The organism is Rhodoblastus acidophilus (genome assembly GCF_025961575.1).
GTDB lineage: Bacteria > Pseudomonadota > Alphaproteobacteria > Rhizobiales > Beijerinckiaceae > Rhodoblastus > Rhodoblastus acidophilus_C.
Window position 1 is genome coordinate 146410 of record NZ_JAOQNX010000010.1, and the last position, 15633, is coordinate 162042.

A 15633-nucleotide genomic window follows, 5' to 3' on the forward strand; every position below is an offset into this window, starting at 1 on the left:
CACGGCAAAAGAACGATTTTTTGTCATGCCGCGCGCAGGTGCGACAGCACGGAGCGCATTTCGTCGCGCAATTGCTCGGCTTGCGCCGACAGCGCGCCCGCCGCCGTCAGCAATTGCCCGCAGGCGTCGCGCGAGGTGGCGGTGGCCTGTTCGACGCTGGCGATGCGCGCGGCGATGGCGTTCACGTCCGTCGAGGTTTCTGTCGCGTTGACGGCGATTTCCCGCGTCGCTTCATTTTGCTGCTCCACCACCTGGGCGATGCTTGCGGCGAGGCTTTGGGCGGTTTCGGTGGTCTCGGCGATGGCGCCGATCGAGCGCGCCGCGGTCTGGCTCGCCTGCTGCACCGCCGCCATGCGGGCTCCGATCGATTCCGTCGCCTGTCCCGTCTGGGCGGCCAGCGCCTTGACCTCTTGCGCGACGACGGCAAAACCGCGTCCAGCCTCGCCGGCGCGCGCCGCCTCGATGGTGGCGTTCAGCGCCAGCATGTTGGTCTGTTCGGCGATGGCGCTGATCAGGCGGGTGATGCCGCCGATTTCGTCGGCCACGGCGCTCATCGTTTCGATTTGCGTCTTGCTCTGCTCGGCTTCATGGGCGGCGGCGGCGGAGGCGGCCTGGCTCTGGCCGAACTGGTGGGAGATGTCGGCGATGGACGCGCTCAATTGCTCCGCCGCCGCCGCCATCGCATGGACCTTGGCCGCCGCGGCCTGCGAGGCGGAGTTGACCGAGCTCGCCTGAGCGGCGCTTTCCTCCGTGCTCTGCGACAGCGCCTCGACCGAGGCGCGCAATTGCTGCGCCGCCGCGCCAATGCCGGCGATCACGCCGCCCACCGTGCGTTCGAAATGGTCGCTGAGCGAAATCGCCTGGGCGCGCTGGGCTTCGCGCGCCTGCGCCTCGCGGGCGAGATTTTCCTCGCGCAGACTGGCGTTCTCCTCGAGATTGCGCTCGAACACCGCGACGGCGCGCGCCATTTGCCCGACCTCGTCGGTGCGCTCCGCATAGGGAATGGGCGAAACCGTCTTGCCCGAGCTGAGCAGGTTCATCACCGAGGTCATGGCGATGATCGGCTTCGAGATGGTGCGCCCCACGGCAAAGGCGATGGCGAGGCCGGCGGCGATGCCGAGCCCCAGCGCCAGCAGGATGTTGCGCAAGGCGGCGCGGATCAGCGCGGCGGCGCTTTCGGTGATCGCGGCCTGGTCGGCGCGCAGGCTCCCGGCGAAGGCGGAGGCGTCGGCGTCCAGCTCGGCGCTCTGCTGCGCGATTTTTCCGCTCAGCGCCTCCAGCGTCTGACGCGCGCCGGCATTGTCCGCCGCCTCGGCGCGGACCTCGAACACATGCGAAATCTCCTGCGCCAGCTCCTGGTTCTTCTGGTCGGCGCGGTCGAGCAGCGGCAGGCGCTCGGAGGCGCCCAAAGCCTTGCGGAGCCCGGCGATCTCGTCGTTGATGGCGCCGCCGATCTCCGCCGCCTTGTCCATGAAAACCTCGTCGCCGGTGCGCGCATAGTTTTGGGCGACGAAGCCATAGGCGTTCATCTCCAGCAGCAGTTTTTCGGCGAGCGTCATCATCGCCGCCTTGGCGCGATAGTCGGAGAACAAAACGTCGAGCCGCGAGGTCGAAACATAGCTCCAGCCCGACGCGGCGGCGAGCAGCACGAGCACGCAGGCGACGCCCAGAGAGATTTTCGTGAAGATGCGGAAATTGGCGATGGCTGCAAACATGGCGGTCCCGGGGCTCTTCTTATTGAGACCGGTCGCGGCCGTCATGGCTGCTTCGGGGTCGCGGCAACCGGGACGACTGCATGTCGCCCGTTCTGGTGAACAAATGCTCACGGGCTGCCGTTCATCTGAATAAGTTGTAATCTCCTAACAAATTGAAAATGAGGGGGTTGGCGGCGTAAGGTGAGATGACGCAGGGCTCGGGGAGGGCGGAGATGACGCGGATTTTCGGGCGGCCGCGGGGCGGAAAAATCCTTTTGGCTTGCGCCCTTATGCCCCTGCTGCTCGGCCCGCGCGGCGCTGTCGCTGAAGCCGCCGGCCCGCCCGCGCCTTCGGTTACGGAACACAGCATCACCCTAGGCGAGCGAAAAATCGCCTTCAAGGCGACGGCCTCCACCGTGCCGGTCAAGGACGCGCAATCCGGCGAAACCCTCGCCGAGATCGCCACGCTCGCCTTCACCCGGGACAGGGATGCGGCGACCTGTCGCGTCACCTTCGCCTTCAACGGCGGCCCGGGCGCGGGATCGGCCTGGCTCAATCTGGGCGCCGTCGGGCCCTGGCGGCTGCCGCTCGCCGGCGCCGTTCCCTCCACCCCGCCGCGCCTGGTCGACAACCAGGAGAACTGGCTCGAGTTTACCGATCTGGTCTTCATCGATCCGCCGGGAACCGGTTTTTCGCGTCTGCCGGCCAATGAAGCCGCGCGAAAACATTTTTTATCCGTGGACGGCGACATCGACATGCTCGCCGCCGTGATCCGGCGCTGGAGCGAGCGCGAGCATCGCGAAACCTGCGCCAAATATCTGCTCGGCGAAAGCTATGGCGGTTTTCGCGCGCCCAAAATCGCGCGCGCCCTGCAGGAGTCGAAGAATGTCGGCGTCGACGGCCTGATCTTGATCTCGCCCGTGCTGGATTTCTCCTGGATCGAGGGGCGCAACAACCCGCTGGTCGACGCCGCCCGCCTGCCGTCGATCGTCGCCAGCCGGATCGCGCCGAAAAACCGCGCCGCCCTCGCCGAGGCCGAGAGTTACGCCCGCGGCGATTACCTCGCCGACCTTTTCAGCGCGCCCAACGACGAGGCCGCGCTCGGACGCGTGGTCGGCCGCCTCGCCACCTTGACCGGACTGCCGCCCGACACCTTGCGCCGGCTTGGCGGCCGCGTCGGGACGCAGGATTTTATGCGCGACTCCGACGCCAGCGGCCGCACCATCGCCAGCGCCTATGACGGCGCCGTCCGTGGCCTCAACCCGTTCGTCTCCCACGATGCGGCCGACCCCGTGCTCGACGGCCTGCGCGCGCCGCTCGCCCAGGCGATGAGCCGGCTGACGTTTGAGAAGCTGAAATGGCCTGTCGGCGATGTGAGCTACGAAATCCTCAACGACCGGGTGTCGCACGGCTGGGACTGGGGGCAGGGGCGCCGCGCCCAGGAATCCCTTTCGGACTTGCGCCGCGTCATGGCCCTGGACCCCCGCGTGAAAATTTTGGTGGCGCACGGCATGAGCGACCTCGTCACCCCTTATTTCGCCACGCGCCTGCTGCTTGACCAGAGTTTTGCCGTGGGCGCGCCGGATCGGATCGGCTTTGTCGCCCTTCCCGGAGGCCATATGTTTTACGCCGAGGATTTTTCCAGGGCCGCGCTGCGCGACGCCGCGCGAAAAATGATCGAGGGGAATTGAGCGCGATGCGTCCAGCGCTGAAGGGCTGGTTTTGGTATCGTTAAAAGGCGGGGAAAGGCTGGTGATTTCGCGAATTTCTACTTTGAGTTGAATTTGATTCGCGAAAAGTGATCGAAATCGCGCGTTTTTCTGTAATTTTTTGCAAAAAAGCGATTAAAACACGTCGGTTTTCGCGTACACAACCTTTTGGTTGCGGGCGGCTGGGCGCAGGGGCGGTGCCGGTTTTCCCGGGATTAAATCGTTCTTTATCCGTATCTTGGCGCGAAAAAGTTTCACGTGGAACGTAAGAGGAGCAAATTTTTCGCTTTTGTCAAGCCCACGCATTTCGTTTTCACTTTCTTGTTTTGGCATGAGCGTCCTCTCCGCCGCGAGCGGAGCGAAAGCCTCCATGACAGACCGGGGCTGCCCTTCTCCCGCAACAAGGGGAGAAGGGGCTATCCGACTTGTCGCCGCTTGTGGCGGCTTGAGGTCCTCGCCCGTTTTGTCAAACCACCAGCACCACCTTCCCCGCGGGATGCTCGGTCTGCAAAAACTGCTGCGCCTGCGCCGCCTCGGCGAGCCCAAAAGTTTTCGCCACCACGGGCCGGACTTTGCCTGCGTCGATCAACCCGGCGATCTCGACCAGATCGGGACCGCTCTCCTCGACGGTGTAGCGCAGCGCTCGGGCGACCAGACCGGCGGCCTTTTCCAGCGATGGCTGGGCGAGGGTGGAAATCAGCGCCCCGCCGACTTTGAGCACCTTCCAGGACCGCTCCTGCGTGTCGCCATCGACAAGATCGAACACCAGATCGACGTCGCCGACCTCATCTTCAAAATGCTGCGTCTGGTAATCGACGACCACATCCGCCCCGAGCTTTTGGGCGAACTCGACATGCCGGGCGGATACGGTGGTCGCGACCTCCGCGCCAAAAGCCTTCGCAAATTGCACGGCGAAATGGCCGACCCCGCCCGCGCCGCCGTGGATCAGGACCCGCTGCCCCGCTTTCAATCCGCCGTGACGAAACAGGCCCTGCCAGGCGGTGAGCGCGGCGAGCGGGGTCGCCCCGGCGGCCACGGCGTCAACCGCGGTTGGCCGCGCCGCCGCCTCCTCCTCGCGCACCAGCACATGATCGGCATAGCCGCCGCGCTCGATCCCCGGCATGGCGAAAATGGCGTCGCCCGGCTTGAAGCGGGTGACGTCGGGCCCGCAGGCGACGACCACGCCGGAGACGTCACGGCCGGGCGTATAGGGCAGGCGGTCTTGCTTCACCGCCGGATAGGCGCCGCTGCGGATTTTGTAATCCACGGGATTGACGCCGGCCGCCTCGTTGCGCACCAGCATTTCGGTGTTTTGCGGCGCCGGGGGCTCCACCTCAGCTTCGTGCAAAACCTCGGGGCCGCCGAACCGCTCGAACCTGATCACCTTCATGCGCGCCCCCTTTTGTCAGGGGCTCAAACCCGTTCGTCCCGCGCGCGTTCCCGGCGGAGCCACAAGACCCTCTCGCGGGTTATTCCGCGCGAGGAGCAAAGCCATGGCCCATTATTCCGACATTTTCGTCGTGCCCGTGCCGGTCGCAAACATCGACCTCTACCGCCAGCAGGCCGAGATTTTCGTCACGGTCTGGAAGGAGAACGGCGCGCTGTCCGTCTTCGAGCTGGAGGCGGACGACGCGCCTCCGGGAAAACTCACGTCCTTCCCGCAAAGCGTCGATCTGCGCCCGGACGAAAAGCTTTTTGTCGGTCTCGCCACCTACGACTCCCGCGAGAAGCGCGATGAGGTCAACGCCAAGGCGATGAAGGACCCGCGCATGACCGACATGCAAATGTGTTTCGACGGCAAGCGCATGATTTTTGGCGGCTTCAAATCCTTTGTCGGCGACTGAACGCCGGCGCCGGCGCGCCGCCCAACGCCCCGGCATAGGCCGCGATCGGCTCGGGCGCGCCGATCAAAAAACCTTGCGCTTCGCCGCAGCCGGCGGCGCGCAGGAAGTCGAGCTGCGCCGAGGTCTCCACGCCCTCGGCGATCAAGGGCACGCCGAGCCCGCGCCCGAGGCCGACGATGGCGCGCACGATCGCCTGCGAATTGCCATTGTCCGGCAGGCCGGCGACGAAGGAGCGGTCGATCTTGATCTTGTCGAACGGGAAGGATTGCAGATAGGCGAGCGACGAATAACCGGCGCCGAAATCGTCGATGGCGACGCGCACGCCCATGGCCTTCAGCTGGCGCAAGGTCGCCGTCACCCGGGCGAAATCGTCGACCAGCACGCCCTCGGTGATCTCCAGTTCGAGGCGCCGCGCCGACAGGCCGGTCTCCATCAGGATGGCGTGGACGGCGCCGGCGAGGCCATCCTTCTGGAACTGCACCGGCGAGAGATTGACGGCGACCGACAGCGGATTGGGCCAGGAGGCCGCCTCGCGACAGGCCTCGCGCAAAACCCATTCGCCGACGGCGACGATCAGCCCGCGCTCCTCGGCGATCGGGATGAACACGTCGGGCGAGATGAAGCCGCGCTGCGGATGAAGCCAGCGCAGCAGCGCCTCGAAGCCGAAGATTTCGCCCGCCGCATTCACCTGCGGCTGGTAGTGGAGCGAGAGCTGGTCGCGCTCCAGCGCTTCGCCGAGGTCCTGGAACAAGGCGTTGCGCTCGCGCAGGCGGCTGTCGAGACCGCTGTCGAACAGGCAGACGTGACTGCCCCGCTCCGATTTGGCGCGATAGAGCGCGGCGTCGGCGTTGGCGAGCGCCGTCTCCCGGTCGCCGTGGTCGGGATAGAGGGCGACGCCGACGCTGAGGCCGATGCGGATCTGCCGCCCCTCGATCTCCATGGGGCGGGACGCCGCGTCGCACAGGCGCCGGGCGAGCTCGGTCGCGCGCGCCGCCGGCGCCTTGCCGGTCACCAGCATCATGAACTCGTCGCCGCCGACGCGGGCGAGGGGGGAGCCTCTTGACGCGCCGAGCAGCGCATTGGCCACGCGGCGTAAAAGTTCGTCGCCGACCGCATGGCCGAAGACGTCGTTGACCTCCTTGAACCGGTCGAGATCCATGCACAGGATGGCGACGGAGGTTTGTTGCTCGTCGGCGCCGGCGATGGCGTCGGCGAGGCGCTGGTTGAAGGCGGCGCGGTTGGGCAGGCCGGTCAGCGTGTCGTGATGGGCGAGATAGCCGATCTTCTGCTCGGATTTCTTTCGGCCGGTGATGTCGAGGACCACGCCGGTGTAGCGCCGCACCGCGCCATCGGGATCGCGCAGCGGGCCGGCGCGCGACAGCAGCCAGCGCTCGGCGCCCGGCGGGGCGTTGGTGCGCCATTCCACCTCGAAATCGCGTCCGGCGGCCATCGCGTCGGCGATGAAGGTCAGGGTCGCCTCGCGATCCCCGGGGTGCACCGACGCCAGCCACGCGTCATAGGAGGCTGTGGCGGCGCGCGGATCGAGGCCGTACAGGCTCCACAATTCCTCCGACCAGACGCCGTCGCGGGTCGCGATGTTCCACGACCACACCCCGGCGTTGGCGGCGCGCAGGGCGAGGCGCAGCCGCTCCTCGCCGTCGCGCAACGCCTGGGCGGCGCGCGCGCGCTCCACCGCCGCCCAGGTGCGTTCGGCGGCCTCTTCGATCAATCGGATGTCGAGCGCGGTCCAATAGCGCGTTTCGCGGTTGAGGACGCACAGGACGGCGACGAGCCGTCCGTCCTTGATCAGCGGCGCGCTGATGAAGGCGCCGATCTCGGAGGCCGCATAGGCGGCGGCGGCGGCGCGCGGGTCGGCGGCGGTGTTGTGGATCACGCTGATCTCGCCGGCCTTGAGCTGGCCGATCAACTCGGCGCCGTAATGCGCCAGCCGCTGCGCGCCAAGGCTGAGCGGCATGGCGCCGTCCGTCCATTCGCGGCGGGTGATCGCGAGTTGCTGGGTCTCGTCGACCTCGGCGTAGACGACCTTGTTGCAGGCCAGCGCCCGCCCCAGGATTTCGCTCGCGGTCGTCATGATCTCCAGGGGATCGCCGAGCGGCTTCAGCGCGTCCGCCAGCTCCAGGACGAAGGCCTGACGGCGCGTTTCCTCGCGCTGAACCGCCTCCGCCCAGATTTCCTCGGAGACGTCGGTATAGACGCCGTTCCAGATGACCGCCCCGTCGGGCCGCGGGTCCGGACGCGCGCGCAGCCGCATCCAGCGCACGGCGCCGTCGGGGCGCCGCATGGGCACGTCAAGGCAGAGGTCGGCGCCGGCGCGCGCGCAAGAGTCTTTGGCGGCTTGCAGGGCCGGCGCGTGATCCGACAGGACTTGCGACACCAGCTTGCGGCCGTCGGCGAGAATCTCCTCGGCCGAAACCCCGTTCAGCTGGGCGACCCCCGCGCTGATGTAGAGGAAGCGCGGGGCGCCGTCGCGATCGGCGGTCAGGCGATAGACCACGCTGTCCGGGAGGTTGTCGCCCAGCGCGCGCAGCGCCGCCTCGCTCTGGCGCGTGGCTTCCTGCTTGCTGACGCTTTCGGTGAGGTCATCGACGAAGATGACGAGGCCGCCGATCTCGCCATCCGGACGCCGCCAGGGCTGCACTTCCGACCGAATCCATTGTTGCGTCCCGTCGGCCAGAATCACAGGCTCGCATGCGAGGCGAACCGTCTCGCCGGCGAGGCCGCGGAGATGAACGTCCTTCCAGTCCACGGGCGTTTCCGGAAGCGCCTCGTCATAGGCGCGTCCCAGAACGCCGTCGTCGACGCCGAGCCCCGCGCGCCAGCGGCGGCTGCAGGCGAGATAACGCATGTTCCGGTCGAACATGGCGACGATCGCGGGCGCCTCCGCGACGAAATGACTCAGTTGCGCCTCGTTCTGGAGCGCGAGACGGGCGGCGTGCAGGCGCGCCTGCGTGGCGCGGGCGAAATCGGCGCCCGCGATGAAGGCCAGGCTGCAGAAGATGAAGCCAACGGTGCGATACCAGCCGAGCTCATCCGCCAGCGGCGCGCCCGGATGGGCGACGCCGAGCGACAGCGCGAAGGTCGCGACGCCGCCGGCGCGTCCAAAAAGGGCCGCGGAGAGAGCCACGCCCGGCAGGTAGGTCAGGAAGGGAAAGCTCAGGTCGCCGACGCCGAACATCGCGATCCGGACCGCGAGGGCGATCAGGAACACGCCGGCGCCGCCCATCATGCGCGCCGAGCGGGGCCATCCCTGGAGCGCGCCGAGTTTCGCGAGGGGGAGAGCCTCCCGGGCGCGTGTCCAGGCCGTTGAAAACAAAACCATATAACGCTCGCCGACGGAACCCGGCAGGCGGCGGGAAAGGTTGCGCCCCTGCAATCAAGGGTTGATGTTCGGCGCAATGCCTTAAAAAGCCTCTAACCCAAGGTGGTCCACGCGCCGCCGGGGCGTGGCGTCATGTCGCGTCGAGCGCCTTTTCAATGTCGCCGGCGAGGTCCTCCGGCTTTTCCGTCGGAGAATAGCGGCGCAGCACCTTGCCGTCGCGTCCGATCAGGAATTTGGTGAAATTCCACTTGATCGCCTCGGTGCCGAGCAGGCCGGGGGCGCCGCGCTTCAGCTCCCGGAACAGCGGATGGGCGGTGTCGCCGTTGACATCGACCTTGGCGAACATCGGGAAGGACACGCCGTAGTTCACCGTGCAGAATTTCTGGATTTCGGCGTTGTCGCCGGGCTCCTGGTGGCCGAACTGGTCGCAGGGGAAGCCGAGCACCGCGAATCCCCGGGGCGCGAAACGGCGGTACAGCGCCTCCAGTCCCGCATATTGCGGCGTGAAGCCGCATCGGCTGGCGACGTTGACCGCCAGCAGAACCTTGCCCGCATGGTCGCGCAACGTGCGGGTTTGGCCGTCGATGGCGCGCAAAGGGATGTCAAAAATCTCGGTCATGCCGCCACTATGACAGAACCGGCGCGGAAAATCACGCCGCCCCTTCCGTCAATTGACCGTCCAGGGCGGGCGAGGCCAGGATCAGGCCGCGCGCCCCCGCGGCGGTGAAATCGTCCACCAGATAGTCGCGCCGGATCGAGTCGGGGCCGAGCGCCACCACAGCATCGGCGTCGCGGGCGAGGCTCAGCCCGAGCGCGTCCGCCCCGACCGCCAGCAGGACGAAGTCGTAGGTGGCGCGCAGCACCTCGATCACCATGCGCAGATCCTCGACGTCGGCGTCGAGCGCTCCGCCGCCGCGTCCGAGCAGATGCAGCCGGGTCTCCCCGTCGCGATAGATGGCTTCCGCATAAGAGGCTTCGCCCGCGAGCAATTGGGCGAGGCCGGGCTGCTCGGGGTCGCATCCCTGCGCCATGGCGGCGTCGAGGCGCCCGTCGGAGCCGAGCTGCGCCAAAATGGCGCGGCCCTCGCGCGACAGCGCCCGGGCCGTGAGCAGGGCGTAGAGCGGCCCGGCGCCGGAACTGGACTCGGCGAGCAGGGCGGTCACCCCATGGACGCCGTCGCCGGCCGCGACGATTCGCCCGATCAGTTCGCGCGCGATTTTGGGTTCGGCGGGTTCCTTGGCCTCCTTGGCGGCAGGCGGCGCGTCGTCGGTCTCGACCGCGACGGGCGCCAAGGCGGCCGCGCTTTTGGGCGCGGGTTCGATGTCGCTTCGGGGCGCAAAGGGGTCGCGGGTCCAGACATCCCTTTCCGCGATTTCTGTAGCCGCGACGTCCTTCGCCACGACATCCGTTTCCGCTCGAGCGGCTGCGCGCAAAATCGGCGCCGGCGCGACGTCCTTGGTCTTGGCCTCGGCGTCGTCGAGCTTGACGGCGGGCGCGCCGAACTCCGCCACAACGCTCTTGAACTTGGCCAATCCGCCGAGCCAGGCCGCGCGCAGCGGGTTGGCCGGCTTGTCGGCGCCGGACGGGCTTTCGGCCTTTTCCCGGAGTTGCGCGTCCAAAACCGGAGCAGGCGGGATCGGATCGACCCGGATCGTCTCCGCCTGAGTCTTTGCTTGGACCGGCGCATCCGCGATCGGCGCGGCGTTGTCTGAATCGTCCTTGCCCCGGGCGCGGGCCGCGGTCAGGCGGGAGGCGGCGCCGGCCAGGGCCTCGCCCCAGCGCCCGCCGAGCGGGCGACGGGCGCGCCCGGCTCCGCCGACCTCCGGCTCCGGGAGAGGCGAGGGGGCGGGAGAAGGCGCGGGCGAAGGCGCGGGCGTCGGCGCGCCGCCCAGCACATCCCGGGCGATCACATAAAAACTGGAGAAGAACAGCCCGGCCAGCGCGCCGAACAGGGTGATCGGCGTCTTTTTCGGGAAGGCGGGGGTGCTGGGCGCCAGCGCGCGCGACACCACCCGGGCGTCGGCGGGGGTGTTTTCGGATTTTTCCCGCGCCACGGCGGCCTGATACTTGGCCGATTCCGACTCGAGCTGGTCTTTCAGCGTTTTCGCCTCGCGCTGCAACTCGCGCAGCCGGGTCTCGACGCCATTGGCGACGCCCACCGACCGCTTCTGCTCGTCGAGCTGTTTCGAGAGTTCGGCGACCCGCGTCTCCTGGACGCCGGCCTCATGTTCGAGCCCGCGCGCGGCCTTTTCCACGGCGACCCGCAACTGCATGTCGAGATCATAGAGTTGCGCCTGCAATTCCTTGATCTTGGGATGGCCGGACAGCAGGATGCGCGATTGCGCGGCGAGCTGCGCCTCGAGCGCCGAGCGCCGGGCGGAGATCGAGCGCACGAGATCGTTGTTGGAGATCTCGCTGGCGTCGGCGAGGCTTTTGCGCGCCAGCAGCACGCGCAGCGCCTTGGCCTTGGCCAGAGCCTCGGACTGGGCCGCGCGGGCGTCGGCGAGCTTTGTCGCGAGATCGGCGAGCTGCTGGGTGGGCAGGCTGCGGTTTTCCGTGGACTCGAAAATATCGTTGGCCAGGCGGAAATCCGCGACCTTGGCCTCGGCGTCGATCAGGCGCCGTTGCAGCTCGGCGATCAGCGGCTTCAGGCTCTGCGCCGCCTCGCGCGCGTTCTCGCGCTTGGCCTGCTGCTTCAGGTCGATATAGAGATCGGCGATGGTGTTGGCGGCCTTGGCCGCGAGGTCGGGGTCGCGCGACGAGAATTCGATCTGCAGGATGCGCGATTTCGTCGGCGACAACACCTGGAGATGGTCGAAATAATTGGTGAGCACGCGGTCTTCGGACGCCTTGGCGCCGCCCGTCAGGAAGGACAGCACGGCGAGCGGGCCGCCGGCGGCGGGATCGAACTCGGGCAGTTTCTGCAATTGCAGCGCCGACACCGCCTTGCGCGCGAGGTCGCGGGAGTTGACCAGCTGGATCTGGCTGTTGATCGCCTCGGCGTCGAGCAGCTGGGCGGCCGCTTCGCCGCCGCGCGCGGTCGGATCGGGCCGGGTGTAATAGCTCTCTTGATCCTCGACGATCACGCGGGATTCCGCGATATAGCGCGGGGGAACGACGAGGCAGAAGATCAGCGCCGCCCCGGCGCAGCCGGCGGTGGCGCCCAGGATCAATCCTTTGCGTCGCGCCAGCGCCGAAAGAGCGCCGGAGACGTCGACCTCATCGCGGCCCTTGCCCGCATCGAAATCAGGATCACTCGCACGCATCGCCCACTCCATTTTGGCGCGACGATGAAGGATTATGGTTGAGGCCGAGTTAAAATCGGGCCGGCGCCGCCGGAAAGCCTTCATTAACCATAAAGCCCTAGCTTGCCTGCAGTAGATTTGTTTGAGGCGGGAATGATGCGCGGGATTTCAACCTTGTTGTGCCTTGCCGTGGCCGGGATGCTCCAGGGCTGCAACGGCGCGCGCGCGCCGTTGGAATATCAGGCGGTGGCCAGCGAACCCTATACGCTGGCGGCCGGCGATCGCGTCCGGGTCATCGTCTTCGGCCAGGACACGCTGTCGAACTCCTTCGCCGTCGATTCCTCCGGTCAGATCGCCATGCCGCTGATCGGCCTGGTGCCGGCGCGCGGCCGCACCACCGCCGACCTCGCCCGCGAGATCGAAGCGCGGCTGCGCGCGGGCTATGTCCGCGAGCCCCGCGTCTCCGTCGACATCGAGGCCTATCGCCCGTTCTTCGTGCTCGGCGAGGTCACGACCTCGGGCCAATATCCCTATGTGAACGGCATGACCGTCGAGACGGCGGTGGCGATCGCCGGCGGTTACACGCCGCGCGCCGCCCGCGATTACGCGGAGCTCACCCGCACCCAGGGCGACCGCACTTTTACCGTCAACGCGCCGATGAATCAGCCGGTTCGGCCGGGCGACACCATTCTGGTGCGCGAGCGCTTCTTCTGACGCCGCCCCTGCCTTAAGGTTAATGAAAGCTTAACCGCGAGGCCGGGTAAAAATAGGTTAAGCTCGTGGCGTGGCGAGGAAAATCCTCTCCCGGAAACGAGCGTTTCACGATGAAGCATGTCACGCCCGCAGAGATACGGGTTCCGGCGGCGCGCCGGCCGCGTCTGTCCGCCGCCGTGCTCGGCGCGGGCCTGGGCGCGGTCGAGGCGGGGGGCCTGACGGCGCTGGCGTTGGCCCTGGCGCCGAATGCGGGCTTGGCGCGGGATGCGGGCTTGGCGCCGGCGCAAATTTGCGGCGTCGCCGCGCTCGTCCTCATCTTCCTCGCCAGCCTGCGGGCCTCCGGGGCCTATCGGCTGGAGGCGCTGCGCGCCCCGCCCGCGGCCTTGCTCGGCGTCGCCGCGCTCTGGTGCGCCGTCGTGCTCGCCGCAATGGCTCTGGCCATGTCTTTGCAGGCGGAAAACCATCTCCCCTTTCTCTGGCGCTGGCTGGGCTTCGGCCTGATCCTGCTGACGGCGACGCGCGCGCTGGCCGGCGCCTGGACGCGGCGCATGGCGGAGCGCGGGCTTTTTGACCGCTATGCGGCGATCGTCGGCGGCGGTCCCATGGCGGAGCTGCTGCTCGAAACCCTGTCGCGGCAACCGGAGCCCAATCTGCGCATTCTCGGCGTGTTCGACGATCGCGGCGACGAGCGCTCGCCCGACGTGATCGCCGGCTATCCCAAGCTCGGAACGGTCGACGAACTCGTCGCATTCGCGCGCCATGTCCGGCTCGACCAGCTGATCGTCGCGCTGCCGGTCAGCGCCGAAGGCCGCATTCTGGGCATGCTGCGCAAATTGTGGGTGCTGCCCGTCGACATCCGGCTCGCCGCCCACGCCAACCGCCTGCGCTTCCGGCCGCGCGCCTACACGTTCATCGGCGCCGTGCCGACCCTGGCTCTGCTCGACAAGCCGCTGAGCGACGGCGCCCTGTTCGCCAAGGCCGTGTTCGACAAGCTGGTCGGCGGCCTGCTGCTGCTCGCCAGCGCGCCGCTGATGGCGTTGATCGCGCTCGCCGTGCGGCTGACTTCGCCCGGTCCGGCGATTTTCAAGCAGGAGCGTCTCGGCTTCAACAACGAGCGCATCGTCGTCTACAAGTTCCGCACGCTCTATCACGACCAGTGCGACCCCCGCGCCCGCCAGCGGGTGCGGCGCGACGACCCGAGGGTCACGCCGCTCGGCCGGGTCCTGCGCCGGTCGTCGCTCGACGAATTGCCGCAGTTCTTCAACGTCATCAAGGGCGACCTGTCGCTGGTGGGACCGCGCCCGCACGCGCCCGACGCGCGCGCCGCCGACCGGGACTATCACGCCGCCGTGGACGGCTATTTCGCCCGGCACCGGGTCAAGCCCGGCGTCACCGGCTGGGCGCAGGTCAACGGCTGGCGCGGCGAGACCGACACGCTCGAAAAGCTGCGCAAGCGCGTCGACCACGATCTCGACTATATCGAGAACTGGTCGATGCTGCTCGATCTCTATATTGTGGCGCGGACGCCCTTCGCGCTTCTGTTCGGCCCCAACGCCTATTGAGGCGCTCCGGGCGGGCCACATTTGTTAACCCCTCGCGGCTAACCTGCCCGGCGTTTGGACTCAGGTGTGGATTTGAGCGAGCAGAGGCTCAGAATTGTTCATGTGTTGCGGGCGCCGGTCGGCGGCCTGTTCCGCCATGTGATCGATCTGGCGGCCGCGCAGGCGGCGCTCGGCCATGAGGTCGGCGTGATCGCCGATTCCTCCACCGGCGGCGAGTGCGCCGCCCGCGCCTTCGCCGCGATCGCGCCGCGCCTGGCCCTGGGCGTCGCGCGCTTTCCCATGCGCCGCGAACCCCACCCCGCCGATATCGCCGGACTCTGGCGGGTCTATCGCCATGTGCGCCGGCTCAAGCCCGACGTGTTGCACGGCCACGGCTCCAAGGGCGGATTTTTCACCCGCGCCAACGCCGTCCTGCCGGGCCTCGCCGGCGTCGCGCGCGCCTATACGCCGCATGGCGGCAGTTTTCATCGCCAGCCCGGCTATGCGCTGCATCTCTGCGTGGAGCGGCTGGTGGCGGCGCAAACCGACGTGATGTTCTTCGAGAGCGACTATATCGCCGGCCAGGTCGCGGAGGGCGTGGGCCCGACCCGCGCCTTGACCCGCGTGGCCAAGAACGGCCTGCGGCCCGAAGAATTCGCGCCGGTCGCTTTGCGCCCGGACGCCGCCGATTTCGTCTATATCGGCGAATTGTCGCGCTACAAGGGCGTGGACACGCTGATCGACGCCCTGGCGCTCATCCACGCAGGGGACTGGATCGCGCCGCGAGCGGCGCGTTCCTGTCCCCGACCCGCGCAAAAACCGAATTTGGTCATCGTCGGATCGGGCAAGGAGCTGGACGCTCTGGCCGCGCAGGTCGACCGCTGCGGCCTCAACCGCCACGTGGCCTTTTACGGCGAGTTGCCGGCGCGCGAAGCTTTTGCGCTCGGCCGCATCGTCGTCGCGCCGAGCCGGGCGGAAAGCCTGCCCTATATTGTGCTGGAAACCCTGGCCGCCGAAAAACCGCTGATCGCCACCGATGTCGGCGGCGTCGGCGAAATTTTCGGGCCGCATCGCGACCGGCTGATCCCGCGCGACCGCGCCGACCTCCTGGCGGGGGCCATGCTCGCCGCGCTCGACCGCAGCCCGGACGCGCTTGCAGCCGAGAGTCTGGCGCTGAAAACCTATGTGGCCCAACATTTTTCCGTCGACGCCATGGTGCGCGACGTGCTCGCAGGCTATCGCGAGGCGCTGGCGCGCAAGAGAGCGCCCTGAGACGATCCGTCTCTCCCCAGGGGTCTGCGTGGAAAAACGCGCTTGAGTTTGCCCCAAAAGCCTTCTATTGAGCGCCCTCGTTGGATTCTCATGCCGGTTCTCGCGCTGGGCGCCGGTCACGAGCGACGCGACAAGGTTTATCTTGTCGCAAGATTGGTGAAGCCTGCATTCGGAACGAGGGCCATGGCCAAGGAAAAATTTACGCGTACGAAGCCGCACTGCAACATCGGCACCATCGGTCACGTCGACCACGGCAAGACCTCGCTGACCGCCG

11 protein-coding genes are annotated in these 15633 nt (G+C 67.7%); 6 read left to right on the forward strand and 5 right to left on the reverse strand.

Translation table 11 applies throughout. The annotated features are described in order from the left end of the window. Positions 1-23: 23 nt before the first annotated feature. A complete protein-coding gene (locus tag M2320_RS09405; RefSeq protein ID WP_264597050.1) occupies positions 24-1715 on the reverse strand; it encodes a methyl-accepting chemotaxis protein in 1692 nt (563 codons plus the stop codon). Between the two features lie 212 nt (positions 1716-1927). Between M2320_RS09405 and M2320_RS09410 the strand changes: the two genes are divergently transcribed. Then, positions 1928-3385, forward strand: a complete 1458-nt coding sequence (locus M2320_RS09410; protein WP_264597051.1) for a S10 family peptidase — start codon at positions 1928-1930, stop codon at positions 3383-3385. A gap of 484 nt (positions 3386-3869) precedes the next feature. Here M2320_RS09410 and M2320_RS09415 read toward each other — a convergent pair whose 3' ends face one another. Beyond that, the gene (locus tag M2320_RS09415) at positions 3870-4793 is read right to left on the reverse strand and encodes an NADP-dependent oxidoreductase (RefSeq protein WP_264597052.1); all 924 of its coding nucleotides are present in this window, start codon (positions 4791-4793) and stop codon (positions 3870-3872) included. A gap of 103 nt (positions 4794-4896) precedes the next feature. Between M2320_RS09415 and M2320_RS09420 the strand changes: the two genes are divergently transcribed. Further along, entirely contained in the window at positions 4897-5247 is a 351-nt protein-coding gene (locus M2320_RS09420) for a DUF1428 domain-containing protein (RefSeq protein WP_264597053.1), read from the forward strand. Here the strand turns inward: M2320_RS09420 and M2320_RS09425 are convergent. The 3 genes from M2320_RS09425 to M2320_RS09435 form a co-directional block, all read right to left on the reverse strand. After that, entirely contained in the window at positions 5225-8587 is a 3363-nt protein-coding gene (locus M2320_RS09425; protein WP_264597054.1) for a sensor domain-containing protein, read from the reverse strand. The two genes, M2320_RS09420 and M2320_RS09425, sit on opposite strands and share 23 nt — an antisense overlap. A 130-nt stretch (positions 8588-8717) precedes the next feature. After that, positions 8718-9206, reverse strand: coding sequence for a glutathione peroxidase (locus M2320_RS09430; protein ID WP_184430614.1), 489 nt, complete (start codon positions 9204-9206; stop codon positions 8718-8720). 31 nt (positions 9207-9237) lie between these two features. Further along, positions 9238-11853 (reverse strand): exopolysaccharide transport family protein, encoded by a 2616-nt coding sequence (locus M2320_RS09435; RefSeq protein ID WP_264597055.1) that lies wholly within the window; start codon positions 11851-11853, stop codon positions 9238-9240. Positions 11854-11988: 135 nt separating this feature from the next. Between M2320_RS09435 and M2320_RS09440 the strand changes: the two genes are divergently transcribed. The 4 genes from M2320_RS09440 to M2320_RS09455 all read left to right on the forward strand — a co-directional run. Next, positions 11989-12546 (forward strand): polysaccharide biosynthesis/export family protein, encoded by a 558-nt coding sequence (locus tag M2320_RS09440; protein WP_184430616.1) that lies wholly within the window; start codon positions 11989-11991, stop codon positions 12544-12546. Between the two features lie 110 nt (positions 12547-12656). Next, positions 12657-14108 carry an undecaprenyl-phosphate glucose phosphotransferase gene (locus tag M2320_RS09445; protein WP_264597056.1) on the forward strand — a complete coding sequence of 484 codons (1452 nt, stop codon included), beginning with the start codon at positions 12657-12659 and terminating at the stop codon, positions 14106-14108. A gap of 66 nt (positions 14109-14174) precedes the next feature. Then, positions 14175-15359, forward strand: coding sequence for a glycosyltransferase family 4 protein (locus M2320_RS09450; RefSeq protein WP_264597057.1), 1185 nt, complete (start codon positions 14175-14177; stop codon positions 15357-15359). 183 nt (positions 15360-15542) lie between these two features. Then, positions 15543-15633 (forward strand): GTP-binding protein (locus M2320_RS09455; protein ID WP_264596103.1); only part of this gene is annotated, 91 nt, incomplete at its 3' end.

Excerpts from the sequence above, each read along its gene's own strand:
- M2320_RS09405 (WP_264597050.1), bottom strand. The coding sequence starts at position 1,715 with ATGTTTGCAGCCATCGCCAATTTCCGCATCTTCACGAAAATCTCTCTG.
- M2320_RS09410 (WP_264597051.1), top strand. The coding sequence starts at position 1,928 with ATGACGCGGATTTTCGGGCGGCCGCGGGGCGGAAAAATCCTTTTGGCT.
- M2320_RS09415 (WP_264597052.1), bottom strand. The coding sequence starts at position 4,793 with ATGAAGGTGATCAGGTTCGAGCGGTTCGGCGGCCCCGAGGTTTTGCAC.
- M2320_RS09420 (WP_264597053.1), top strand. The coding sequence starts at position 4,897 with ATGGCCCATTATTCCGACATTTTCGTCGTGCCCGTGCCGGTCGCAAAC.
- M2320_RS09425 (WP_264597054.1), bottom strand. The coding sequence starts at position 8,587 with ATGGTTTTGTTTTCAACGGCCTGGACACGCGCCCGGGAGGCTCTCCCC.
- M2320_RS09430 (WP_184430614.1), bottom strand. The coding sequence starts at position 9,206 with ATGACCGAGATTTTTGACATCCCTTTGCGCGCCATCGACGGCCAAACC.
- M2320_RS09435 (WP_264597055.1), bottom strand. The coding sequence starts at position 11,853 with ATGCGTGCGAGTGATCCTGATTTCGATGCGGGCAAGGGCCGCGATGAG.
- M2320_RS09440 (WP_184430616.1), top strand. The coding sequence starts at position 11,989 with ATGCGCGGGATTTCAACCTTGTTGTGCCTTGCCGTGGCCGGGATGCTC.
- M2320_RS09445 (WP_264597056.1), top strand. The coding sequence starts at position 12,657 with ATGAAGCATGTCACGCCCGCAGAGATACGGGTTCCGGCGGCGCGCCGG.